This window comes from Petrocella sp., from assembly GCF_059865615.1.
This window is the reverse complement of record NZ_JCBCDA010000057.1, coordinates 15,778-38,194: the sequence shown is the minus strand read 5'-3', so window position 1 is coordinate 38,194 and position 22,417 is coordinate 15,778. Positions and strand designations below refer to the sequence as shown.

The following is a 22,417-nucleotide window of genomic DNA, read 5'->3' as shown; positions in this document are numbered from 1 at the left end:
CTCTATTCTCTTAATATGAACGACTTGTTATCAAACACCGGATAGTTTCACCTTGTAGTCCATCAAAAGTTCCGGATTGGTTTTTCTAAGCTCATGCGGCACCCCAACATCAATTTTTTCTATAATTTTCATCGGCGGCCCATCAAGTAAGTAGATGTCATCGGCAATGTATAAGGCATCATCAATATCATGGGTTATAAAATAAGTAAAAGGCTTATGCAGTATCCAATACTTGTAGATGGCGTCCATTAGGTTTTGTTTTAGCTTGAAATGCAATCCCTTAAAAGGTTCATCCATGGCTAATACATCCCCTTCATAAGCAAATGCTCTTGCAATAGATACTCTTTGTCGCATGCCCCCACTTAACGCACTGGGATAATACTGGGTGAAATCGTTTAACTCTACCAAAGAGAGGCTTTCTAAGACTTTTCTTTCTATATATGCTGGATCTTTTTGACCTTGAAGCACGAGGGCAACGTTTTCTTTAACTGTCATCCATGGTAGCAATCTTTCTTCTTGAAATATATAAGAAAAACGTACATTCGAAGACATAATGATTTGGCCTGAATCTGGCTTCAAAATTCCTGCCATCACATGCATCAATGTGGTTTTGCCACAGCCTGAAGGTCCGAAGAAACAGTGAATACGGCTTTTATCCAGTTCCAGATTAAAATCTTCTAGTACCTTTAACTCTCCGTAAGATTTATGTATGTTTTTTATAGATAGATTCATAATGTTTTCCTGCTTTCTTTAGCCCACAAAGCAAAAAAGCTTTCAAATATAAAACTTAGTAGGATAACCACTATGGTCCATGCAAAAAGAAGTGGTGTGTCTAAATAGGCTTTTGCACTATGAAGGTTACTACCAATAGCATATTGAGGATGACTTAGTACTTCTGCTGCTACACTGACTTTCCAACCAAGACCCAATGCCATAATAACCCCTGCTGTAAAAAAAGGTTTTATATGTGGTAAGTATATTTTTCTAATAATCAAAAATCTTTTTAGTTGATAGACTTTTGCCATCTCAATGAGCTTAACATCTATGTTCCTAATCCCAGAAACCACATTGGTCCATATAATCGGAAAGCACATTAAAAAACTTATAAATATAGGTACATTGGTAGACTTAAACCAAATTAAAGCAATGATGATGAAGGATATTACGGGTGTCGCTCTAATCGCTTTTACAAAAGGGTTAATAAAATCAAACATTAAACTATTCAAACCACACAGAATCCCAATAGAGACACCAAATACCAGCGAAAGAAAAAGTCCAGCCAATACTCGGTATACAGATGCAGCGATAATCTGCCAAAACCGAACGTCCATAATTAATCCTAGCAGCGCCTTCATGACACTCATTATGGATGGCACATATAAGGCTCGATCAACAAACTTATATGTAATATGCCAAAGCGCTAACCATAAGAGACCTATCATCAACTTTTTTATCCATCTTCTACTTCTCATAATAAAAAGCATAATCTGCCAATTTCCCGCCGATTGAGTTCGGTTCAAAATTATAGAGCACCTCAAAATAGGCATCTAAAAACGGTCTAGCTTCATTGGCATCGATATATATTATGTTTGATAAAGGGATTGCTTTTTGGGCAATGGCCGCATTAGGAAGTATCCCTGTCGCCTCAACCAGCATTGAAGCTTCTTCTATATTTTCGTTTACATAAGCGACTGAGCTTTTGTATTCATCTAAAAAAAGATTTAGTGTTTCTTGGTTGGTTTTAGCAAATGATGTTTGCGCTACAAGAACACCCATTGCCAGTTGATTACCTTGATTAACATCTTCCCACTCTTGGGTCATATCTATAGCAATTCTTAGTTTTGGATTTTTCATCATAGCCGTCGTTACATGCGGCTGTGGTAGTAACCCGATTGCCACATCGCCTTCTGCCATTGCTGCTGCTAAATCTGCGTGCTGAAGATTATACGCCAGTTCTACGTCTTGGTTTATCACTAAACCGGCTTTTTGTAATAAAAACTGCAGAATAAAATCAGGTGAAGCACCTTTACCACTAACATGAACTGTTTTATCCTTAAGGTCGCTAATTTGATGAATCTGATTACCATTTTCTAATAAAGAAAGTACACCTAATGTGTTAACAGCTGTAACTATTACTCTACCTTCCGTCTTATTGTATAACAACAATGCAACATTCGTAGGTACTGCGGCAACGTCCACTTCACCACTAATGATTTTGCTTACCAATTCATCCGGACTATCAAACATTTCAAAGGTATAGTCAAGTGCTGCTTCACCTTTTTCTGATTGATCCATAAGTCTAACCATGCCCATACCCGTCGGTCCCTTAAGGGTCCCCACTCTTACAACCGGATGATTAGATTTTTCATCCTTGGATTGAGTTTCTTCAAGTATCGATACATCAAGATCTTCATTTTGATAGGAAGTTGTAGCCTGCTCCTGATTTTGACAAGCTGTCACTAATAGAATCACACACACTATGCCTAAGATTATTATATTTGGTTTCCATCTTGTTTTCATTTTATTCTCCTTATCTGTCGATTGTAACACCATGCCTCAGTTTGACTTAATATTATTTTATTATCACTTTGTTGCACAACACGTAGTTCGTCCTCTTCGTGTAATTTTCGACTCTTAATAAACAATGTATGAGCATCTATGTAAGCTGTCTCTATTTCCTTATCATTTAAATATACTTTGCTCCAGGGGGTGAATCCATAACCTTCGATATGAATTTCATCATTGACTTCTTTGATTTGTGTAATGCCAATCCCTGAAAATCCCATCTTTAAATTCTTCTGTTTATAAAGTTCCTCATGATTATATACATATTTTTCACCATATAGCATATCATATTGAAGCATAAGTAATGCCTCTTGATAATTCGGACTCTTACTGCTTATTTGATGTAGCTTTGTTAATATGCCTTGATTAATACCGTTTCTTTCTAATATATAAGAACCAAGTTGATAGCTTTCTAAATCTTTTTTGCCTTTAACTGACTGATCATTTCTCCAGATAATGTATTCTGTTTGATAGCGACTGTGATTGTCCAAATCTTCATTATTAATATCAAAACTCGGCAAATGATCCCCATAAAGTACCAACATAACCGGTTCATCAAAATTATTCAATGTACCTATCAACTTACCAATAAACTGGTCGACCTCATACAATTGATTGATATAATATTCAAAGGCTACTTTTTTCCCTTCTTCCATAGATGATTGTATCGATATCTTTTGCTCAATATCAAAGGGCAATTCAGGATATTTCCCATGGGCTTGTACGGATATTGCAAAAACAAAGTCACTTTCTACCGTTGACTTTATGGCCTTTAGTATTTCTTCAGTTAGATGTTTGTCTTTGGCCCACCCATTAGGTGAATACGACACTTCACCCATATATTCTATCGAACTAAATGCATCAAAACCAAGATTAGCAAATACTTTGTTCCGATCATAAAACGTTGCTGTATTATTATGAATGGCATGACTTTTATAGCCTAATGCATCTAAATTATTGGGAATAGATTCACTTTGTGATTCTTGAAGAATGGTTTTGTAAGGATACTCACCTGCTCCAAAAAAATCTAGACTCATACCTGTAAGCACTTCAAATTCAGTATTTGCTGTTCCAGCACCTATCGAGGGGACTGTCAAAAACCCCGATGCAAATTCCTCTTTTAAATCGGTGAAATTCGGAATTGGATTTTCTGAAAATATTATATTGTTTAAATAGTTTACATCAAAAAAAGATTCCAATTGAACCATTACAATATTCGGCTTAATCCCGTTTAACTTCTTGGTTTCATCTACATCAAGCCTTTTTAATATTTCGTCTATACTTGACTGATTATAGCCATCCGGCTTCTTAATCCCTCTATCTACAACACTTGTAGAAAAACAATATGCAAATCCATAGTCTTCATAAGCATCTGCAAGGTTACCAAAATTACTTGAGATTGAAACTTTCTCTGAAGCAAGGTTAGGCATGGTGAACATCAAACCTACAAGTGCTACTGTCGTCACAAAAGCTTTTCTATAATAGACTTGCTTTTTCGGTAGTTTTTTCCACGCCATACCAATCCCCAATAGTGTTAAGAGCACGGCAATACTAATAATTACAATCTGAAAACTGTTTAAATATATGTGTATGATGCCTAATACAGATTTTATTATATAAAAATCTATAGCCGCTAAGGGTGTTGTCCTAAATCCCAGTACCACAAAATTAATAACGCCTAGACTTATCCATAATACAGATATCAACACCAAAAAAAAGTCTTTCTTTTTTAGTAGTTCGGCTAATGACAAAGTGAACAACACTATAAGAGCATTATACAAAAACATAACCGGATTATGAATCGCATAACCCAAGCCATCAACAAATGATCGTCGGTTTAATACCTCTAATAAAAAAGTGATAGCGATAGCATAACTAAAAATATATGCAATTGGCCAGCTTCCGACCCTATTTCTAGCTTTAGATGATATGTTAAAGTCCTCTACTGCCTTTTTTATAAATGATTTTATTTTAGTGACCATGTTCATACTCGTTTCCTCTTTCTCAAATAAATACTCAATGTAATAATTAAAATGCTTTCCCCTATAACACATTATACCACTCTAAAAAGGCCTTGGCCATACGACGATTAAACCAAGCTTATGGCTTTTTGCGTTCCAATCTTTCTATCATTTCACAACATAGTCGGCCTGTGTGATAAAAGGTCTTCCATTCAGTGACCATAGCTTCTTCTGTCATAACACTACCATCAGGTTTAATACATGCTAACCATTCACTATTTTTTCTTGGATCTAGAAAGATTTCTTTAGCCTTATTCCACACTTTTTTTGCCCTTTCATAGTACACCTTTTCTCCTGTTATCTCATAAACATTATAATAACCAATAATAGCTTCTGTATGAGCATACCACCACAAATGTTGATCTACTTGACCATGTTCCATGCCAATATAAAATGAACCATCCTCTTGTAAGGCAACTTCAGAAATGTGGTATATCATTTCCAATATTTTTGACTCCAAGCAATTATTTTCGTATCCAATCGTTTTCATGGCATCACAAATCAACCAAGAACTTTCAACATCTCTGCCGTAAGATACGCTGTCAGATACCTGATTCCAGTTCTTATCAAAATATATACCAAACCCTTTTAAATCTGTATTGTATATCTTTAGATCAAAAACTTCCAAAAGCCACTCTATTCTATTTTTCAAGCCTGCGTCCGGCCATACCTTATATAAGTTGGTGTACCCTTCTAATAGGTGAAGATAACATACGCCTGTTCTATCAAATGCCAAATCTTTTTGTGCCATCATATTTTTCTCACAAGGTATCCAACTCCCCTCCATAGCTTCAACGTATTTGTCCTCATTTTCGATAAAAGCCTTTTTTTCAATCAAATAGAAGAGCCTTTTAGCATGGAGCAACACTTCCTGATTTTTGCTAATGCCATAATACTCACTAAGGCCATATAATACATAGGCTTGAAAAATAGTATGCTTTATTGTTGAAACAAGGCCACCTTTAAATGTAACCTGAGCATAAAAACCACCATTGGTTTTATCATACAGCTCATTAACCAAAAAGTCATAGGCATGTTCTGCCATCTTCAAGTCTTCTTTGTTACCTAATGTTTTGTAGGCTTTTGAAAAAGCCCATAGCAATCTGGCCGTGCCTATCGTATGTTTATCACTGTGTCTTTCAACAGTAAGATCATGATGGACATATCCAAAAAAACCTCCGTACTGGGGGTCTCTAAGACTTCTCCAGAAAGGTAATATACGTTGCTTAAGTTCTTTTCTAAATACTTTCGCTGACAATTTTGCCATTTTTTGTCCTTTCAACAATGATATTATTTTATTAGTTTAATCTTACTTCTAGATATGCGCTTAATACATTGATAACCATTTGGTGGTCCTGTTCCGATGGTAATCCAGAAACCGTTATGGTGCCAATAACACCTGTGTCTCTAATTATGATAGGAAAGGACCCGCCATGAGCTACAAAATCAGCTGAATTTAGAAAATAGGCTTCTTCCATCGTTCCTCCTTTTATTTTCATCTTAAGACTCATATACATTGAACTATGCCCAAATCGATTAGCTACATTAGATTTTCTTTTAACCCAGGCATCATTGTCCGACGAGGTGCCTTCCATGGCCACATGAAAAAGCTGATGATTGTTTCTAGTGATATCAATGGTGACCGGTTTATTCTCTTTTTCAGCTTGTTTTACTAACATTAGGCCTATCTCATAAGCCATCTTGTTACTAAAAGTATTAAACTGTAACAAAGCTTCTTGTTTCAATAGTTCCGTCATCTCTTCTTTCATCGTCATGGTTTATCTCCTTGTGTTCATTATTTTATAGCCTTTAAAATGAGTGCCAAATAGCACTCCTTTAGCTTTAGCTTAACTTATTTCCACATTTATTACAGAACAAGGCATCTTCCGGTACTTTATTGTTACACTGACTACAGATTTTTTCAACTTGTTAATATTCTTCTTGAAAGAATGCACCTAATTGTTTTTTTAATTGAAAGCTCAATTGCGCCTTATTATAGGCTTGATGGTTGACATAGATTTGACCATCATCTTCTTTTTCAATATGAATAAAATGGTTACATAGGGTAGTAGGGGCAATGAAAAATCTCCCTTTGGTCTCAAACCCATCATTACCAGCCACTTTAATCTCAATACCTGAGGCTAGAAGCCATGTCCTAATAGTCTTACTTGATCAATGTGGGTACTGCCACCACCAATTCTTTGATGTATAATTGTATCCGGTGCACCTATGATGCGACCTATTTTTTCAAAATCAGAATCTACTAAGTAAGCACTATAGATTTCTTTCAGAGATTTTTGCCTTTCTTTACGAATAGGCTTTAGACCCATAAGAATAGATTCTTTTTGTGGGTTAATAGCCAGTTCTTCTGTGAATAAAGTATCCTCTTCAAATTCAAAAGCCATATCATCTTCCCACATCTACCCTTCTTGAATGAACTTGGGCTTATGACTGCCCTCAAGTTCTAAGTATGGGCAACCTCTAACCATGCTTTTTAGTTGTAGTGACGCATCTTGTGGTTCAATCCACAAAAGCTTTCCACTTCTTATATAAGGGGCCAAATCAAAATCATAATCCATTAAAGAAGGCGTTACACTAACCCATTGTCCAGGTGTAACTATAAAGGGAGCCACTTCCAATACCGCTTCTAATTTCATCGCCCCATCCATGGCAAAATATGTTTTTGGTAAGTTAGATTCAGGTCTTTTAGGGGATTCATTGTTCTACCAAAGCCCATCAATCCCCCCTACATCTATCCTTAAGGTCATCACAAGATCATCAACCAAACCGCCAAGCTTGCCGGCACCTTTTTTAGGGTCTTTTACCGTATTGATGATGGCCTTTCCAACATTAACAACCACTTTTCCTGTCTTTTTACCCAAATCAATCGCTGTTTCAACAATGATTTCCGGATTTTTAATAATTTGGTCTACAGTTTTTTTTGCCGTCTGTTTTGCAATTTCATAACCTTTATTAATGTCATCAATAGAATCTTCAATGGTTTTAGTTATTATAGATGGGTCTCTTCTTATGTCATCTATGGTACGTTTAGCTTCTGCTGCCGCATTAGATAAACCTGTACCTACCACATCTGCCGTTTCCACCAATTCATCACCCATGTTGATGACGGAGTCACCTATGATTTTACCAAGGTTATTCTGTTTATTGGCCTTTTCTCGTTCATACTCCAACCATTCCATATCGCGCTTTAATTGTTCTAGTTTTCTTTTGTCAATTTCTTGCTGAATGGTAGCCATTTCTTGCTCATACCTGTCATCAATTTCTTTCATGGCTTGCTGCATGAACGTTTGACCCTTTTCCTCCAGTTCTTTATTATGCTCTCGATGTTTTTTAATCTCTTCAAATCGTCCTGATGACTCTCGTTGGTGTTTTTCTAGGTCAAAAGGATTGCCCGACTCAGAATGCACCCATCCACCTGTCTCCGGATCTCTTACAATCAATTCTTGAGCTCCGTTGTGGGTGGTTGTAATGACCATAGTCTCTGCTTCTTCAGGTCTATCTGGTATAGGTTCTTCATAGCCTTCAGTTTGAGTACTATCTTCCCTATTATGATTTGAGCTTGTTTCCTGACCACTATAATCTTCGCTTGCTTCTTCTTGACCATAATCTTCATTGCCATGAACTTCATTATAATAGTCATTGCCATAATCTTCGTTTTCATAAGAAGCACCGGAATTACCAAGAGCATCCGCCAATTTTTTCCATGCATCCGCTTCTCTTTCATCAATAAGACCTTTACCTAGTGAATTGTTGGCATTTTTCATTGCCTGTTCACCTATACTTAGTTCAGAGACAAGTTCTTTCGGCTTGAGTAGGTCTAATATCACACTTACCACCAAGCCTACTAAAGGAGGAAACAACATTCCCACGCCCGCTTAAGGAATAGGTGTTGCCGTCCATAATCCATTGGGAACATCACCCAAACTTGCACCTTGGGCAATCAGACTAAAAAGCTCATTGCCCAGCTCATCTAGCACATAGATTATGCCGGGTATTGACCCTTGACCTTGATTGTAAGTATTTAGAATAATCTGGTCCAAGGACATTTCATTTTCAAAGTAAAAAGAAGGCGCCAGTAAATCTGCAGTGGTTCCTATGCCCTAATCCACATAATCTGCTTCCCAATCTTCAATATACAGTTCATATAATTCTAATAGTTCTTCTTCCCCAAAACTAACATAAGAGTCATATTCCTCATCCCTTATTCCCTCTTCTTCAAGGGTATTTTTCATTAAAGCTTCCAGGTATTTTTCATAGGCTAAATAGTCCATGCCCTTAACGAGAAAAGTACTCATCGGAATATCATTACCATCTAGAACCAGTGTATAATCACCCTCTGGCAAAATCTTATCCATAAAAGGTGCAAAAAAGTAGGACGTGTTTCTTTCACTTGCCGTAAAATTGCCATCCTCCTCTGATGCCCCAATACCGCCAATAATGTCGGCTGTCCCTTCAAAACCTTGATAGATATTTCCTCGGCTATATTGAATATAAAGTTCCATCGGACCAATACCAGTGCCCTCAAAAGGTATGTATATACCAGTAATCACTGTCTTATCTCTAAGATTGAACTTCATTGGGCCAATAAAACTTGTGACTTCCGCGTAACTTGTTGGGACTTGCACATTGTGTGTTTCCCCTAATTCATCCTCATCCTGAGCTTCCCCCTTAACCATACCAGCAGTATAGCCTATAACAAGATTGGACTTCCCATCAAAATCTAAGTATTCACTGTACCACATGCCTGATTTGCCAATGACTTTTTCATTAGGTAACCTAGGTTCTCTAGCCGCACCCATTGATAGCATAGATAAAAAGTTGACCGCCATCATAAAAATAACCATAATTCTTGCAATTTTTTTCCTCATAATCCAAAACCTCCTCCCCCAGCCAAAGATCGTAACAAGTTAATACCACCTTCTATATAGGATGGTACTTTTGTCATAAGAGGAATACTTAGTGTCCAAGCAATAGCAAATAGAAATGAAACCCCAGAAGTTGCTATTGTATTTTTTATCTCTTGTTTGCCCTTGATTTTACCCATTTCAATAGCAGAGGCTGTACCAACAGACATGATGCCTGCAGATATGAAGCCTAAAGTCATAGACCATCTTAAAATAAAAGTAGCAAAAATCAGCATGATTGTAAAAGGGGTCAAAAATAGCATACCCATCTCGACCGCTTCCTTTATAACCGCTTTCCCTTTTTCTTTTTTGAATTGATGGTTAAAGAGGTTTAGAAAGATGCCTAGAAATCTTCTGTAAAAAAACCAAAAAATAGGCCAATAATAAGGCCAAACAGAATGTTATAAATATTGAAAAAATCCATCGGGTTGGCCAAGGCACATATTCCAATCTCCATAAATGGCACCCTCCTAAAATCTTCCAAGTGTGGACCAAGAAAGTAAAACAATCACACCGATCAAAGAAGAAATCGGTATGCTCAGTTTATGATTGCCACCTGTAAGTTCACGTATGGTATACATCATCGGTCCAATAGCCCAAAGTACGCCAGTAACACCAAAAGCCACCGATGTATTCCAACCAAGAGCAATAGAAAAAATAATACCAATACCTTTAAAAGTAGCCATCATTCTTATTCCCTCCTCATAATCCTACTTCAATAATGGGCAACCGCATCTAAAACACTGGTCGTTTTTTATATCATTTAGGCTTGAACATGCATTACAAAAAATAATGGTGTCCTGAGACTTGTCCTGTTTTTCATATGTATTGAGTCCACCATGGTGTCGAACCCTATCGCCAACATTATAATAATTATATAAAGTAGCGTCATCTGTTGCCGTAATATGATGTGTCTTACCTCGATCGTCCCGTATGGTTACGTCATACTGCATATATGTAATTAAATAAGAATTGTCATCACCGGTATTTTCTCGTCTTCTTTTTTTCTTAAGGGTCTTGTTTATAACAGCGCCATCCCAAGTCTTACTTTTTTTCTTTCCAACCACTTGAAAAATCGCAATTAATACAAACATGGCTCCAATGCCAAGTCCAATAAACATAGCACCTGGATTATCCATCTCTCGACTGGTTTCTCCATAAATAGTAAAGCCCACAATTGCAATAACCGCAATAATCAAAGAAAAAACAACTGCGTACTTATTACTGTTTTTCAAGTACTTTTGAAAAGCAGGATCTTGTATTTTTGAAGAATAGCCAACCAGGCCTTTTTCTTGCTTAATCCCACATTTGTTACAATATTGTGCTTCATCTGGTAATATAGAGCCACACCCTTGACAGTACATATGCACCACACTCCTATTCTTTTCTACTTAGCTATGGTTAAGGCGTCAAAACTATCTAGTTGAACTTTCAAATACCATATAGATTTACGAATATATCAACGTAATCTATATATGGTATATGAATTTTGTGAAACTTAGTTTTGACTTTTTAACCTAGTTATATTATAAACACTTTTTCTAGTTGTGTCATCCTTTCGTCATTTTTTTTTCATGTTTGATGAGTGTATCAACGTAACCTATATGTTGTATATGATTTAGAGAAGCTTACTTTGGATACGTTAACCATATATTAAATTTTGACTAATTCCACAATAATATGCTTTTTTTTTAATCAATATTTGATATAATACTCTTGGTGTAAGGAGGCATATACTATGAAACAAGTAAAAAAAATAACTTCAAAAAAAACTGGGCAATTAAGTGCCAGAGAAAAACTAAAACTAAAAAAAGCAAAGAAAGCAAATAAAACTAATAAGAAAGTCTTGTTTAGAAATATATTTCTAGGCATGCTGACACTCGGTGTCATCGGTTTGATTGTAGCCGCCGCTATGGTAGCATCCATCTTAAAAGATGCACCTGAGTTAAATTATGACGATTTGGTTCCAATAGGCTATACATCCTTTATAAGAGACCAAAATGGAACGATCATCCAAGAGCTTTCCACAGGTGAGTCTAATCGTATATATGTTGAAATCGACGATATTCCCACTCATGTAAAAGATGCTTTTGTGGCCATTGAGGACCAACGTTTTTATGAACATAAGGGTGTCGATTTAAGAGGTATCTTTAGAGCGGTTTTCGTCAACTTAAAAGAGCGTAACCTTAGTGAAGGTGCTAGCACCATCACCCAACAAGTCATAAAAAACAACATCTTAACTTCCGAAAAAACATTTGACCGAAAAATCATCGAACAATATTTGGCTATACAAGTAGAAAAAGTCTTAGACAAAGATGAGATTCTAGAGCTTTATCTAAATACCGTGGGTCTTGGTCGTGGTACGAATGGCGTTCAAGCTGCAGCTAACCGTTACTTTGCCAAAGATGTGTCTGAGTTAAGTATTGCAGAAGCAGCTGTTATAGCCGGCATTACTCAAAGACCAACCGCTTATGAACCTGTTGCTCAACCGGAAAATAACCGAGTTCGACAAGAGATTGTACTGACTTATATGAATGAACAAGGTTTGATTACAGATGCAGAGCTTCAAACTGCCCTCAATGAAAAGGTCTATGATTCTATTCAAGTTACCCATCAGGTTTTTCTTGAGCAATCGGATTTCTCCTATTTTGTTGATGAGGTCATACGACGTGTTGCCGCTGATTTGGAATCTGAAAAAGGCTATAGTAATACTCAAGCCATCAACCTTGTCTATCGAGGCGGACTTGATATCTATACCACTCAAGATATGACTATGCAAGGCATTATGGATCAGTCCTTTGCTGATGAGGAAACCTTCCCTCCATTTGAAGATGACTATAATGTTATGCTCATGTATTCCGTTTCAGTTCAAACTGCAGATGGTGTGAAGCATTACTACGATGAGACTCTTTTCCAAACTGACGAAGAGGCTTATACCCATATGGAACTATTAAAAGACACTTGGGTTACAGGCTCTGATACTCTGATTGCAGACAAATCATTGCTGATCCCTCAACCTCAGGCAGCCATGGTGGTCATCGATTACTATACCGGAAATGTTAAAGCCATGACTGGAGGTCGAGGTGAAAAAATAGGGAATCAAACTTTAAACCGTGCAACCATGTCCTTAAGACAACCCGGCTCTACATTCAAAGTGCTCGCAACTTATCTTCCCGCTCTTGACACGGCTGGCATGACCCTTGCTACTGTTTTTGATGATGTGCCTTATTCTGTAAAACTTGGTGACGGCACTACATATTCTCCTAAAAACTGGTATGAAAGAGCAACATTTAACTACTGGGGCTTGTCCACCCTCCGGCAAGGCATCGAATGGTCTATGAATATCATCACCTTAAAGACCATGAACGCTGTGGGTGTCCAGACCGGATTTGATTATCTGAAGAATCTCGGCTTCACTTCTTTAGTGGAAAACGAGATAATTAATGGCCAAACTTATTCCGATAAAAATATCGTCTTACCCCTTGGTGGTATTACAAGAGGTGTTTCACTCCTCGAATTAACAGCGGCCTACGGTGCCGTTGCCAACAAAGGGAACTATATTGAACCGACGTTTTATACCAAGGTTTTGAGTCATGACGGAACCTTACTTCTATTAAATGAACCGGAAATCCATTCTGCAATGAAAGAAACAACAGCCTTCCTTCTAACGAATGCCATGGAAGATGTTGTAAAAACCGGAACAGGAAAAACAACCAGACTGAGTAATATGCCCGTTGCAGGCAAAACCGGTACAACCAGTGATTCCAAAGACTTGGCATATATCGGCTATACACCTTACTATGTTGCCGGCATATGGCTTGGTCATGATACACCCGAAAGAATGTCTCACAATAAAAGCTATCAACAGATTTTATGGCAAAATGTCATGGCGCAGATTCATGAAGATCTTGAAACAAGAAAATTCCTTGTACCGGATGGCATTGTTACACGAAATATCTGTACCATCTCTGGAAAACTTGCCGTTCCAGGTTTATGTGATTCTGACCCTCGTGGCAGTACGGTGAAAACAGAGTACTTTGCTATTGGTACTGAGCCAAAAGAAGAATGTGACGTTCATATTAAGGTTACCATTTGTAGTGAATCCGGATTAATGCCCAATGAATATTGTCCAGAAGATACTTTAGTTGATAAAGTATACACCCAAAGACTTATTCCTTTTGCACCCGAAGAATGGGATCCTGTTAACCGTCCTAGAATAAGAGACTATGCTTATGAATTCCCCATCACGATGATTGAAGAATACTGTAATATTCATGGTCCCACACTTCCTGGAGATGATCGTCCTTTTGAGGAAGATGGGAACAATGATTATGAGGATGGAAATAATGGAAATGGTAATCGCAATAATCTCGATTATAATGACAATGAGAATGAGGATGAGGATGACATTACTGATAATCTCATAGATATCAGTTTACCTATCGCTATAGATTAAATGCTCAGCTTAGCCACTAATGAATATTCATAAAACAAGAACGGTCCTTTCCTAGAGAATGAAAAAAGAGATACAGTTCAAATTGAACTACATCTCTTTTTTCTATATCTTCAATACTTTGTGCTTTAGTATTGCTAATTTTTTCCCATTGACAATCTTAAGTGTTTCAAGAATAGCACACACCTTATCGACAATAATGACCACACACGTTTCTCTATATTTTGGCGGTAAGATTGTTAAAGGCCACATGTGTTTAATAATAATATCTTGTTCCATCTTACTGATTTTAAAATACTTTTTTGCATTTGTCAGTGAAGTAGCCGGATGAGTAAATCCATGTAAACCTTCTCTTATATTCGGTATATGCCAATCATACAAATAAAAATCATGTAGCAGAGCACCTCTTGCAGCCAATCGATAATTCATCTTTAGTTTCTTGCAGATCAAAAAACTCCAGTAAGACACAAATAGACTATGGGCAAGTGTATCCACATCATGGTGGGCAATATAACTCTCCATTGATCTAACTTTCTCATGCTTTATAATATCTTTTACACAACCTCTGTATACTCTAATAAGCATAGTCTTCTTTGTCATGATGTTTGATTCCCTTTGTTTTTATCTTTGTTTTTGTTTTTCTTTTTCTTTCTATCTCTGACGTCCTTCAATAATGCTTTGTATTTGATGGACTTCATATCTGGAAAGGCATTATAGAGTCTACTCTTGGAAAACCGATTGGATAGATTCTCATAATGCTCCAAAACACGCTTAAGCTCAAACTTAGTCTTGACATTTAGTTTCTTATCTTCATCTATCAACTCATTAATAATATTCTTAACCGGATGATTCGGGATGAATTCATGTACTTGTAATTCCTTAAGTTGTTCTTGTATACGTTTTAGAGTTTGTCCTGCTTCATCGGTTTTCTTTTCTACACCTGTTTTTATAAGCTCTGATAGTTCATCCTTCAACCTAATCATCTCAAAAACCAGATTGCTTCTGATTTGTACATACTGTTTTGCTATATTATCCATCTCAAGCAATAAGCTCCTAAAGTCAATCAGCGTTCTGACTGTTGAAGTACCATCTATTATAAAAAACGCCATAAGCATCAGTAATAGTGGATTCCCAATGTTTCTTGGAATACCATCTACTACGTTGGCAATTCTCACATGCACAATTTGCATTAAGAGTGTTCCTGCTAATCCCCAAATCAAAGTGAAATCTAGACAAATATAACCTCCGAGATTAAATCTTCGATCTGAATAATCCCACCATCTAGTACCAAACAAATAGCTCATAACAGAGCCCGTAATGAGCTCAAGTCCTGTGGTTACTACCGTCACCATAATAAACAACATCCACCAGGAGGGCGCCTCTCCCCCTAAAAAGAGTGTGCTTAATTTATGAATCGAAAGATATATTGTTGTGACACCTACACCATAGATTGGACAGATTGGCCCATATAAGAAACCCCTGTTTACATATTTCCCATGTTTAACAAATGCATATACCACTTCAACAAGCCAGCCCAAAAACCCATAAACAAAAAAATAGAAGGTCAAATTATATAGATCTATAGTATGATTTAACACCGTGCATCACCTCTTGTTCAGTTTTTTCATTAAGATTATCCTATGACATTTTAGCCTTATTGAAAACGTATGGCTTTTTCTATCTGGATATATAGCTCTTCTAGAGTGAGTTGATGGTCATAAATATAACTGGCTAAGTCCAAACCAATATATCTTAAGTGCCATGGTTCATAATCATATCCGGTAATTGGCGTCTTTTCCTTCCCGTATCTGACAATAAAACCATATAAATGAGCATTTTCTTTGACCCAAATGCCTTCTTCAGTTTCTCCAAAAGCATACATCAAGTTAAACCCTGCAGATTCACTGGTAATATCCATGGCCAATCCACTTTGATGTTCACTGTGACCTGGTCTTGCACTCACTTTATCCGTCGCTTCAATGCCCCGGGTACTTACATTATTATTATATATGTCTCTTTGCCTGTTATAAGAACGGTAACCGGAGAGCGCAAACAACTGAATCGATGCCCTATCTGCTGCCTCAAACATGGCCTCAAGGCCTAATGCTGCTATATCTCTTAGATTTCTTTTTTCATTTGGTCCTGAGAAAGAAAAGCGTACCTGGGGTTCCCGTAAATCATCCGGAATATAGCTCTCCGGTAATTGATTTAACTTGTTCACTAATACAAATAGATGTTCCGGTTCTGTCACCTTACCAATCTGTTTCAAAGTATGATTATATGGGTTGTTTTTTAGATGTTCTACCAGATCTGACAATCTTGGGTCGGTTATATCTACATCTATGTGGCTATCTGATAAATCAACAATCAAATCATGATAATCTACTATATTTTCTTCCACTATTTCTTGATTAGAAGCCTTCGAATCTATATAATCATCGTCTTTAGTATCCTCTACCTTTTCCTCCAAAACACCTTCTATATCCAAGTATTCAGTGTCATCTTCATAATCTTCTTCATATAATTTTTCTGTGGCACCTGTCTGATTATCCACTGGTGTTTCCAGTGAGATTTTTGTGCCACATCCTGTCATAAGGATCAGTAAAATACAACTGATTGGCCATATTTTTTTCATAATGCCTCCATTTAAATTAGGTTAATTTCAAATTATAGTTTTAAGCTTTAACCCGGTATTAAACGTGCTGTAAAATGCCTTAAGACCTTAGGTTCATACTCAAATGTTAAGCCCTTTAAAGTTCCGGCCCTCGTGTAAGTTTCTATAACCGCATCGGCTACCACATCCATATGCCTATTGGTATAGGTACGTCTTGGTATGGTTAAGCGCATAAACTCAAAAGGTGACTCAAGTTGTTCATCTGTGTCAGGGTCTCTCCCTAAGAGGAAAGAGCCTATTTCTACAGCTCTAATACCTGCAATGAGATAAATCTCATTGCAAACCGCTTGTGCCGGAAATGCATGGTATGGTATATGAGGACATATTTTTTTACAATCCACAAAAACCGCATGACCACCTGTTGGGTACTGAATTGGGACACCTGCAGTTCTTAACTGGTCACCTAAATAGGCGACTTGTGATATACGGTACGACAAATAATCCAAGTTAGTCCCTTCTTCAAGTCCAACCGCTAGAGCTTCCATGTCTCTACCGGACAAACCACCATATGTAGGGAAACCTTCAAGTGGTACACATAGAGACCTTGCTTTTGTATAGAGTGCTTCATCTTCACGAATACCAATGAGGCCACCCATGTTGACAAGGCCATCCTTCTTAGCACTCATCATAAAGCCATCTGCCAAAGCAAACATTTCTTTACATATTTCTTTTATGGTTTTATCCTGATAACCTTCTTCTCTTATCTTTATAAAATATGCATTTTCTGCATATCTGGCTGCATCCAGCATCACTTTGATGCCATATTCATCTGCTATTTCTTTAACTTTTCTAATATTTGCCATCGATACCGGTTGGCCGCCGGCTGAATTACATGTTACAGTAATAATGATGAGCGCTACCTGCTTTGCTCCTTTTTCCTCTATGGTTGTCTTTAGCAAGGTCAAATCAAAATCCCCTTTGAAATCATCATAAGTATCTGTATCAAAGGCCTTTGCGTCTATTACATTTACGGCTCTAGCACCTGCAAGTTCCACATGTGCTTTAGTCGTATCAAAATGCATATTGCTTATAACATAATCACCCGAGTTCTTAACTAAGATTGGCAGCATGATTTGCTCTGCGCCTCTTCCTTGATGGGTTGGTATGATATATTTACATCCTGTAATCTCTTTTGCCACTGATTCTAATCTGTAAAAACTCCGACTACCGGCGTAAGACTCGTCTCCCATCATCATGGCTGACCACTGATGATCGCTCATAGCACCTGTTCCGCTGTCTGTCAGCAAATCAATGTACACATCCTCAGCTCTGAGAGAAAATGGGTTGTAACCAGCCTCTTTTAATCTAAGACTTCTATCTTCCTCAGATATGAGATGAATCGGTTCCACCATTTTAATCTTAAAAGGTTCTGCTCTTCTGATTTTCATTTTTGTATCCTCCTTAATTTATGAGATTGCTCTCGTTAGAAAATAAGAAAGGATTTTTTTAAAACATGCTCTCGGGTTGTCTTGCCCCATGTTTTGCAAATCGCAATTGCCGCCACTTTAGCTGTCCTCTTTATGTCATCTATACTAATGGGATGTTATCATTTTGCCCCAAAAAAGTCAAACCCTAAATAGACATATCATGCTGATACACCTGGTTAGGATTTGACTTTTTCTAAAGGATGTTTATTGGTCTATTTGCTTCATCCATATATTCATAGATTCTATGTTACCTGCGATTTGAGTATTGTTCCACAATGTACCACCATAATGATAGCCCAAACTGCTAAAGGTCATATTCATAGGCAGAGATTGGCTTCTAGCTATTGTATAATAAGTTGATATACCTTCCTGGGTCATCGCTTGTTCCATGGTTATAAGTAAAGCTTTAGCTAGTTTATGTCCTCGATAAGAAGGTAAAACAGCAAAATCAGTCATTTCAACATTATTCTCTTTATGGTTAATTTCGCATGTACTAAGACCAATTAAGCCTTCTTGATCAAACACACCAAAATATTGACAATGCTCCATCATAGTTTTTCTAATATAATCAGGGTCATATATTGGGAAAGGATAGGTCTTAAAAACTTCTTCATAAACCTTAATCATTTGTCCAATATCTTCTTCACCCAAACGCCTAAAAGCATAGCTGGGCCACTTGAATCTGTCAAGTTCCGCCTTTTTTTCTTTCGCTTTATCAACAGCATCTAGAATTTTCGCCTTCTTGCGAACACCTCTTCGATCTGCTTTTAAATATTTGGCCATAAAAAGACAATGATTTTTACCATTATAATAGCCTTTAATTTCCCCTTCCTTTGAGAAACCTGCCTCTTGAAGTAGCTCTCTATCTATTTCCCGTGCTTTAATAATTATCTTTCCGTAGTCCTTTTCTTTTCCCAGTTTCCGAACATAATTCAACATCATTTTTGCTTGTTCCGAGTCATAAGACATGACATAAATACGGTCACTATCAGTGCCATGATGGATGATTATTCCTTCTTTTTTTTCAATGATATCTTTCATAGTCTCTACCTCCTATGCTTTGACATCTTCGGGTGTGAAGGTCATGACATCTGTATAATCAGACAACAGCTGTTCGATACCTGTAGCTTCATAGTGACTATCCAAACTGGTTTTCATATGTAAGTTGCAATCCGCACAATTCAAATCACAGTCTCTGTGACCGTAATCTCTAGGTTCTGTATATGTGGTGATGACGCCTTCATAATTTCTTAGAATAATCTTATTGGTTGACCATGATATAAGATAATTTGGCATAATAGGAATCTTACCACCACCACCTGGTGCATCAATGACATAAGTCGGTATAGCAAAGCCACTTGTATGCCCTCGTAAACTTTCCATAATCTCAATGCCTCTGCCTACACTGGTACGAAAATGCTCAAGTCCTTCTGACAAGTCACATTGATATAAGTAATAAGGCCTAACACGATTGGCTACCAACTTACGAACCAAAGCTTTCATAACTTGGGGACAATCATTAATATCTGAGAGAAGTACCGATTGGTTGCCTAAAGGTATTCCGGCTTCAACTAACTTGTCAATGGCTCTTATTGAGTCTTTTGTCAGTTCTTTTGGATGGTTATAATGGGTGTTAATCCATAAGTTCTTGTGTTTTTTTAGTATATTTACCAACCTTTCAGTTATCCTAAAGGGTAATACCACCGGTGTTCTGGTTCCTATTCGAATGACCTCAACATGTTTTATACTTGAAAGCCTTTCTAATAAGCTTTCTATTAATTCATCCGATAGCAAAAATGGATCTCCACCCGAGAGAAGTACATCTCGCACTTCTTTATGTTCTTCAATATAAGCGATACCACTTTCATAATCTTTAAGAGTTGGACTGTAATCAGTATCACCAACTTTTCTTTTACGGGTACAATGACGACAGTACATAGCACATCGATTGCTTACATGAAATAAGACACGATCAGGATAACGATGGGTTAAACCTTCTACCGGACTGTCTTTATCCTCTCCCAAAGGATCTTCAATATCAGATGAGCATATATCCAGTTCTCGAACATCAGGGAAAGCTTGTCTTAATACCGGATCATTTATAAAATCTTTTTGATCAATAAGTGAAAAATAATAGGGTGTAATAGAAAGTGGGAAAATATCAAGGGTTTTTTCTAACTTATCCCTGTAATCTTCTCCAAATTCTTTACTAAAATCCGTTTTCAACAGCTTCTCAACTTCTTCTATGGATGTAATAGCATTTTTTAGTTGCCATTTCCAATCATACCAGTTTTCTCTTGAACTTTGGTTTTTTAGTGCCTTCATATGTTTCCTCCTTGGTTTTCATACCTTTTTACAAAAAAAATTAAAGATGACTGATGGTGTTGATCAAGCAGACAACTTAATTCTTAGGTTCTTGTTATGTATTTCCAAAAACAAAAAGTACTCTAACTCTGTAATAGAGTTAGAGTACTTAAACTTCGCTTGCGCTCGTTTTATACCATTATTTATAGTATAGGTCATGACCTTTTGATCCTAACCAAGTCCCAGTTCTAATTATAATTTTTCAAGCACGCTTTCACTTAGCAACACATTTACTTCAATCCACATACGATAGATGCACATATACGTAAAAAAGCTCATGCATTCAATACTCACGTCTTTACTTCATTTCATAACTACGACTAGTATAACAAATATTAATGGTAACGTCAAATCTGGCTTAAATCATCATTGTAAATATCTGTAATATTTTGGAAAAAACTTTGATTTATGCTTTAAGCAAATCTCCAACTGCGCTAATATATGAATGCATTACATAAGCGGTGAGAAAATTCTTAGAAATGCTCGTAAAACGGTCTTCAATAAAGGTGATTTTTTTATGCTTTCCATACTTATTTTTTGACAGTGGGTTATCGTTGTCAAAAAGTCTTTCTTCATTTCATTAATGGTAGGCGTTCTCCATAACCACACACCACATTCAAAATGCAAGAACATGCTTCGATAATCTAGATTCACTGTACCAATTACCGCATACTCATCATCCACGACGATTGATTTTTCATGAATAAAGCCCGGTGTGTACTCATAGATTTGAATGCCCTCTTGGACAAGCATTTTGTAATATGAACGTGTGGTTTCGTGTACATACCATTTGTCCCCATGGCCAGGTGTAATTATGATAACCTCAACGCCAGATTTTGCTGATAAAGATAAAGCGGTATATAAGCCATGATCGATAATAAGATATGGTGTCTTAATATATATATACTTTTCAGCCCTATTAATAAGGTTTAGATATATGTGGTTTCCTACGGGTTCTAAATCCAGCGGATTATCAGAAAAAGGTTGAACAAGCCCTGTTTCAAGAAGAATTTGATCCGTAAGAGCAGTCGTATTGAAATGATTATAATCAGACGTACTATGATGTATATAGTCCCACATCGTCAAAAACATAACTGTAAGACTCCAGACGGCATCTCCATGTAATCTTATAGCCGCATCTTTCCAATGACCGCGCTTTTCCACCACATTAATATATTCATCTGCGATATTACACCCTCCTGTATATCCGATCATACCGTCGATAATAACAATCTTTCTATGATTCCTGTTGTTGTACTTAGAGCTCATCTTAAGCTTTAATGGATTAAACACAGCTGTCTTTATACCTCTGCTATTCAAATAGGTATCGTATTTCGATGGTAGTGTCATTATGCAGCCAAAATCATCATAGCAGACGCGTACATCCACACCTTCATTAACCTTTTCTATAAGAATGTCAAGAATGCTCTGCCACATTCTGCCTGTAGCTATAATAAAGAATTCCAGGAAAATATACTTCTTAGCAGATTTAAGATCACGAAGTAATACTTCATACATCTCTTCACCTGATGGAAAATAATGAGAATGTGTCTGAGAATAGGGCGGTGCAAATGCATAATCTTTAATATAATATGCCTGGCTATAGCCTTTTGGATCATTCTCTCTTAGGTTGTTCATTATTTCTGTATTTAATGGCATATTTGCTTGGCTTATATCCGCAATAATAGCAAGCTTGCTACGATCTTTTTTACTGAGCCCATTATTACCAAATAACCAATAAAATACAGCTCCAAAAACCGGAAGGGCAATTATGGGGATAATCCAAGCCATTTTATAAGCGGGATTACTTTTTGAGTTGATGAGCCATAATACGATGGTGAAGCTAAAAAGCAACATCACGCCATAAAAAATAGACGAATAATTGTTAAATCGTGAAACAATCATAATCAAAATAACAAGTTGTAGTAGCATAGCAACTACGAAAGTAACAATACGATGTGTCAATAGTTCAAAAAATTTCTTCATAT

Annotated in this window: 24 protein-coding genes; 1 reads left to right on the top strand and 23 read right to left on the bottom strand. The window is 36.9% G+C overall.

Features of this window, described 5'->3' with window-relative positions; all coding sequences use genetic code 11:
* Positions 1 to 30: 30 nt before the first annotated feature.
* The 16 genes from AC6F8J_RS06885 to AC6F8J_RS06810 all read right to left on the bottom strand — a co-directional run bounded on the left by AC6F8J_RS06885 (position 31) and on the right by AC6F8J_RS06810 (position 10,875).
* Entirely contained in the window at positions 31 to 732 is a 702-nt protein-coding gene (locus tag AC6F8J_RS06885) for an ATP-binding cassette domain-containing protein (protein WP_500721997.1), read from the bottom strand.
* Complete coding sequence (locus tag AC6F8J_RS06880) at positions 729 to 1,472, bottom strand: ABC transporter permease subunit (protein ID WP_500721996.1); 744 nt, start codon at positions 1,470 to 1,472, stop codon at positions 729 to 731. The genes AC6F8J_RS06885 and AC6F8J_RS06880 overlap by 4 nt, the downstream gene beginning before the upstream one ends.
* Positions 1,462 to 2,520: an MqnA/MqnD/SBP family protein gene (locus AC6F8J_RS06875; RefSeq protein ID WP_500721995.1), complete on the bottom strand. Its 1,059-nt coding sequence runs from the start codon at positions 2,518 to 2,520 to the stop codon at positions 1,462 to 1,464. Before AC6F8J_RS06875 ends, AC6F8J_RS06880 begins: the two co-directional genes overlap by 11 nt.
* The gene (locus AC6F8J_RS06870) at positions 2,517 to 4,553 is read right to left on the bottom strand and encodes a sulfatase-like hydrolase/transferase (protein ID WP_500721994.1); all 2,037 of its coding nucleotides are present in this window, start codon (positions 4,551 to 4,553) and stop codon (positions 2,517 to 2,519) included. Before AC6F8J_RS06870 ends, AC6F8J_RS06875 begins: the two co-directional genes overlap by 4 nt.
* Positions 4,554 to 4,665: 112 nt before the next feature.
* The gene (locus tag AC6F8J_RS06865; protein ID WP_500721992.1) at positions 4,666 to 5,853 is read right to left on the bottom strand and encodes an AGE family epimerase/isomerase; all 1,188 of its coding nucleotides are present in this window, start codon (positions 5,851 to 5,853) and stop codon (positions 4,666 to 4,668) included.
* A gap of 31 nt (positions 5,854 to 5,884) precedes the next feature.
* Complete coding sequence (locus AC6F8J_RS06860) at positions 5,885 to 6,361, bottom strand: heme-degrading domain-containing protein (protein WP_500721991.1); 477 nt, start codon at positions 6,359 to 6,361, stop codon at positions 5,885 to 5,887.
* 67 nt (positions 6,362 to 6,428) lie between these two features.
* Positions 6,429 to 6,503 carry a zinc-ribbon domain-containing protein gene (locus tag AC6F8J_RS06855; RefSeq protein ID WP_500722007.1) on the bottom strand — a complete coding sequence of 25 codons (75 nt, stop codon included), beginning with the start codon at positions 6,501 to 6,503 and terminating at the stop codon, positions 6,429 to 6,431.
* Between the two features lie 12 nt (positions 6,504 to 6,515).
* Positions 6,516 to 6,707: a hypothetical protein gene (locus tag AC6F8J_RS06850; protein ID WP_500721990.1), complete on the bottom strand. Its 192-nt coding sequence runs from the start codon at positions 6,705 to 6,707 to the stop codon at positions 6,516 to 6,518.
* Positions 6,708 to 6,727: 20 nt separating this feature from the next.
* Complete coding sequence (locus tag AC6F8J_RS06845; RefSeq protein ID WP_500721989.1) at positions 6,728 to 7,006, bottom strand: hypothetical protein; 279 nt, start codon at positions 7,004 to 7,006, stop codon at positions 6,728 to 6,730.
* Positions 7,007 to 7,255, bottom strand: coding sequence for a hypothetical protein (locus tag AC6F8J_RS06840; RefSeq protein ID WP_500721988.1), 249 nt, complete (start codon positions 7,253 to 7,255; stop codon positions 7,007 to 7,009).
* Positions 7,256 to 7,309: 54 nt separating this feature from the next.
* Positions 7,310 to 8,434 (bottom strand): hypothetical protein, encoded by a 1,125-nt coding sequence (locus AC6F8J_RS06835; RefSeq protein ID WP_500721987.1) that lies wholly within the window; start codon positions 8,432 to 8,434, stop codon positions 7,310 to 7,312.
* 48 nt (positions 8,435 to 8,482) lie between these two features.
* Positions 8,483 to 8,653 carry a hypothetical protein gene (locus tag AC6F8J_RS06830; protein WP_500721986.1) on the bottom strand — a complete coding sequence of 57 codons (171 nt, stop codon included), beginning with the start codon at positions 8,651 to 8,653 and terminating at the stop codon, positions 8,483 to 8,485.
* A gap of 54 nt (positions 8,654 to 8,707) precedes the next feature.
* Complete coding sequence (locus AC6F8J_RS06825) at positions 8,708 to 9,475, bottom strand: hypothetical protein (protein ID WP_500721985.1); 768 nt, start codon at positions 9,473 to 9,475, stop codon at positions 8,708 to 8,710.
* Entirely contained in the window at positions 9,472 to 9,780 is a 309-nt protein-coding gene (locus AC6F8J_RS06820; RefSeq protein ID WP_500721984.1) for a hypothetical protein, read from the bottom strand. Before AC6F8J_RS06820 ends, AC6F8J_RS06825 begins: the two co-directional genes overlap by 4 nt.
* A 201-nt stretch (positions 9,781 to 9,981) precedes the next feature.
* On the bottom strand, positions 9,982 to 10,200 hold the full coding sequence (locus tag AC6F8J_RS06815; RefSeq protein ID WP_500721983.1) for a hypothetical protein: 219 nt from the start codon (positions 10,198 to 10,200) through the stop codon (positions 9,982 to 9,984).
* Positions 10,201 to 10,221: 21 nt separating this feature from the next.
* On the bottom strand, positions 10,222 to 10,875 hold the full coding sequence (locus AC6F8J_RS06810; protein WP_500721982.1) for a hypothetical protein: 654 nt from the start codon (positions 10,873 to 10,875) through the stop codon (positions 10,222 to 10,224).
* A 374-nt stretch (positions 10,876 to 11,249) separates the two neighbouring features.
* Here AC6F8J_RS06810 and AC6F8J_RS06805 point away from each other — a divergent pair, with 374 nt between their 5' ends.
* Positions 11,250 to 13,967: a PBP1A family penicillin-binding protein gene (locus AC6F8J_RS06805; protein WP_500721981.1), complete on the top strand. Its 2,718-nt coding sequence runs from the start codon at positions 11,250 to 11,252 to the stop codon at positions 13,965 to 13,967.
* A gap of 102 nt (positions 13,968 to 14,069) precedes the next feature.
* Here AC6F8J_RS06805 and AC6F8J_RS06800 read toward each other — a convergent pair whose 3' ends face one another.
* The 7 genes from AC6F8J_RS06800 to cls form a co-directional block, all read right to left on the bottom strand.
* Positions 14,070 to 14,486 carry an HD domain-containing protein gene (locus tag AC6F8J_RS06800; RefSeq protein ID WP_500721979.1) on the bottom strand — a complete coding sequence of 139 codons (417 nt, stop codon included), beginning with the start codon at positions 14,484 to 14,486 and terminating at the stop codon, positions 14,070 to 14,072.
* A 74-nt stretch (positions 14,487 to 14,560) separates the two neighbouring features.
* Positions 14,561 to 15,562: a putative ABC transporter permease gene (locus tag AC6F8J_RS06795; protein ID WP_500721978.1), complete on the bottom strand. Its 1,002-nt coding sequence runs from the start codon at positions 15,560 to 15,562 to the stop codon at positions 14,561 to 14,563.
* A gap of 56 nt (positions 15,563 to 15,618) precedes the next feature.
* Positions 15,619 to 16,599 (bottom strand): D-alanyl-D-alanine carboxypeptidase family protein, encoded by a 981-nt coding sequence (locus AC6F8J_RS06790; RefSeq protein WP_500721977.1) that lies wholly within the window; start codon positions 16,597 to 16,599, stop codon positions 15,619 to 15,621.
* A gap of 47 nt (positions 16,600 to 16,646) precedes the next feature.
* Positions 16,647 to 18,026 carry a tryptophanase gene (locus tag AC6F8J_RS06785; protein WP_500721976.1) on the bottom strand — a complete coding sequence of 460 codons (1,380 nt, stop codon included), beginning with the start codon at positions 18,024 to 18,026 and terminating at the stop codon, positions 16,647 to 16,649.
* A 243-nt stretch (positions 18,027 to 18,269) separates the two neighbouring features.
* The gene (ablB, locus tag AC6F8J_RS06780) at positions 18,270 to 19,106 is read right to left on the bottom strand and encodes a putative beta-lysine N-acetyltransferase (protein WP_500721975.1); all 837 of its coding nucleotides are present in this window, start codon (positions 19,104 to 19,106) and stop codon (positions 18,270 to 18,272) included.
* Positions 19,107 to 19,118: 12 nt separating this feature from the next.
* Complete coding sequence (gene kamA, locus AC6F8J_RS06775; RefSeq protein ID WP_500721973.1) at positions 19,119 to 20,390, bottom strand: lysine 2,3-aminomutase; 1,272 nt, start codon at positions 20,388 to 20,390, stop codon at positions 19,119 to 19,121.
* A 489-nt stretch (positions 20,391 to 20,879) separates the two neighbouring features.
* On the bottom strand, positions 20,880 to 22,415 hold the full coding sequence (cls, locus tag AC6F8J_RS06770; protein ID WP_500721971.1) for a cardiolipin synthase: 1,536 nt from the start codon (positions 22,413 to 22,415) through the stop codon (positions 20,880 to 20,882).
* Positions 22,416 to 22,417: the final 2 nt, after the last annotated feature.

Excerpts from the sequence above, each read along its gene's own strand:
- AC6F8J_RS06830 (WP_500721986.1), bottom strand. The coding sequence starts at position 8,653 with ATGTCCTTGGACCAGATTATTCTAAATACTTACAATCAAGGTCAAGGG.
- AC6F8J_RS06865 (WP_500721992.1), bottom strand. The coding sequence starts at position 5,853 with ATGGCAAAATTGTCAGCGAAAGTATTTAGAAAAGAACTTAAGCAACGT.
- AC6F8J_RS06885 (WP_500721997.1), bottom strand. The coding sequence starts at position 732 with ATGAATCTATCTATAAAAAACATACATAAATCTTACGGAGAGTTAAAG.
- ablB (WP_500721975.1), bottom strand. The coding sequence starts at position 19,106 with ATGAAAGATATCATTGAAAAAAAAGAAGGAATAATCATCCATCATGGC.
- AC6F8J_RS06805 (WP_500721981.1), top strand. The coding sequence starts at position 11,250 with ATGAAACAAGTAAAAAAAATAACTTCAAAAAAAACTGGGCAATTAAGT.
- AC6F8J_RS06800 (WP_500721979.1), bottom strand. The coding sequence starts at position 14,486 with ATGGAGAGTTATATTGCCCACCATGATGTGGATACACTTGCCCATAGT.
- AC6F8J_RS06870 (WP_500721994.1), bottom strand. The coding sequence starts at position 4,553 with ATGAACATGGTCACTAAAATAAAATCATTTATAAAAAAGGCAGTAGAG.
- AC6F8J_RS06825 (WP_500721985.1), bottom strand. The coding sequence starts at position 9,475 with ATGAGGAAAAAAATTGCAAGAATTATGGTTATTTTTATGATGGCGGTC.
- AC6F8J_RS06840 (WP_500721988.1), bottom strand. The coding sequence starts at position 7,255 with ATGGATGGGGCGATGAAATTAGAAGCGGTATTGGAAGTGGCTCCCTTT.
- kamA (WP_500721973.1), bottom strand. The coding sequence starts at position 20,390 with ATGAAGGCACTAAAAAACCAAAGTTCAAGAGAAAACTGGTATGATTGG.
- AC6F8J_RS06810 (WP_500721982.1), bottom strand. The coding sequence starts at position 10,875 with ATGTACTGTCAAGGGTGTGGCTCTATATTACCAGATGAAGCACAATAT.
- AC6F8J_RS06845 (WP_500721989.1), bottom strand. The coding sequence starts at position 7,006 with ATGTGGGAAGATGATATGGCTTTTGAATTTGAAGAGGATACTTTATTC.
- AC6F8J_RS06860 (WP_500721991.1), bottom strand. The coding sequence starts at position 6,361 with ATGACGATGAAAGAAGAGATGACGGAACTATTGAAACAAGAAGCTTTG.
- AC6F8J_RS06820 (WP_500721984.1), bottom strand. The coding sequence starts at position 9,780 with ATGGGTATGCTATTTTTGACCCCTTTTACAATCATGCTGATTTTTGCT.
- AC6F8J_RS06790 (WP_500721977.1), bottom strand. The coding sequence starts at position 16,599 with ATGAAAAAAATATGGCCAATCAGTTGTATTTTACTGATCCTTATGACA.
- cls (WP_500721971.1), bottom strand. The coding sequence starts at position 22,415 with ATGAAGAAATTTTTTGAACTATTGACACATCGTATTGTTACTTTCGTA.
- AC6F8J_RS06875 (WP_500721995.1), bottom strand. The coding sequence starts at position 2,520 with ATGAAAACAAGATGGAAACCAAATATAATAATCTTAGGCATAGTGTGT.
- AC6F8J_RS06785 (WP_500721976.1), bottom strand. The coding sequence starts at position 18,026 with ATGAAAATCAGAAGAGCAGAACCTTTTAAGATTAAAATGGTGGAACCG.
- AC6F8J_RS06815 (WP_500721983.1), bottom strand. The coding sequence starts at position 10,200 with ATGATGGCTACTTTTAAAGGTATTGGTATTATTTTTTCTATTGCTCTT.
- AC6F8J_RS06880 (WP_500721996.1), bottom strand. The coding sequence starts at position 1,472 with ATGAGAAGTAGAAGATGGATAAAAAAGTTGATGATAGGTCTCTTATGG.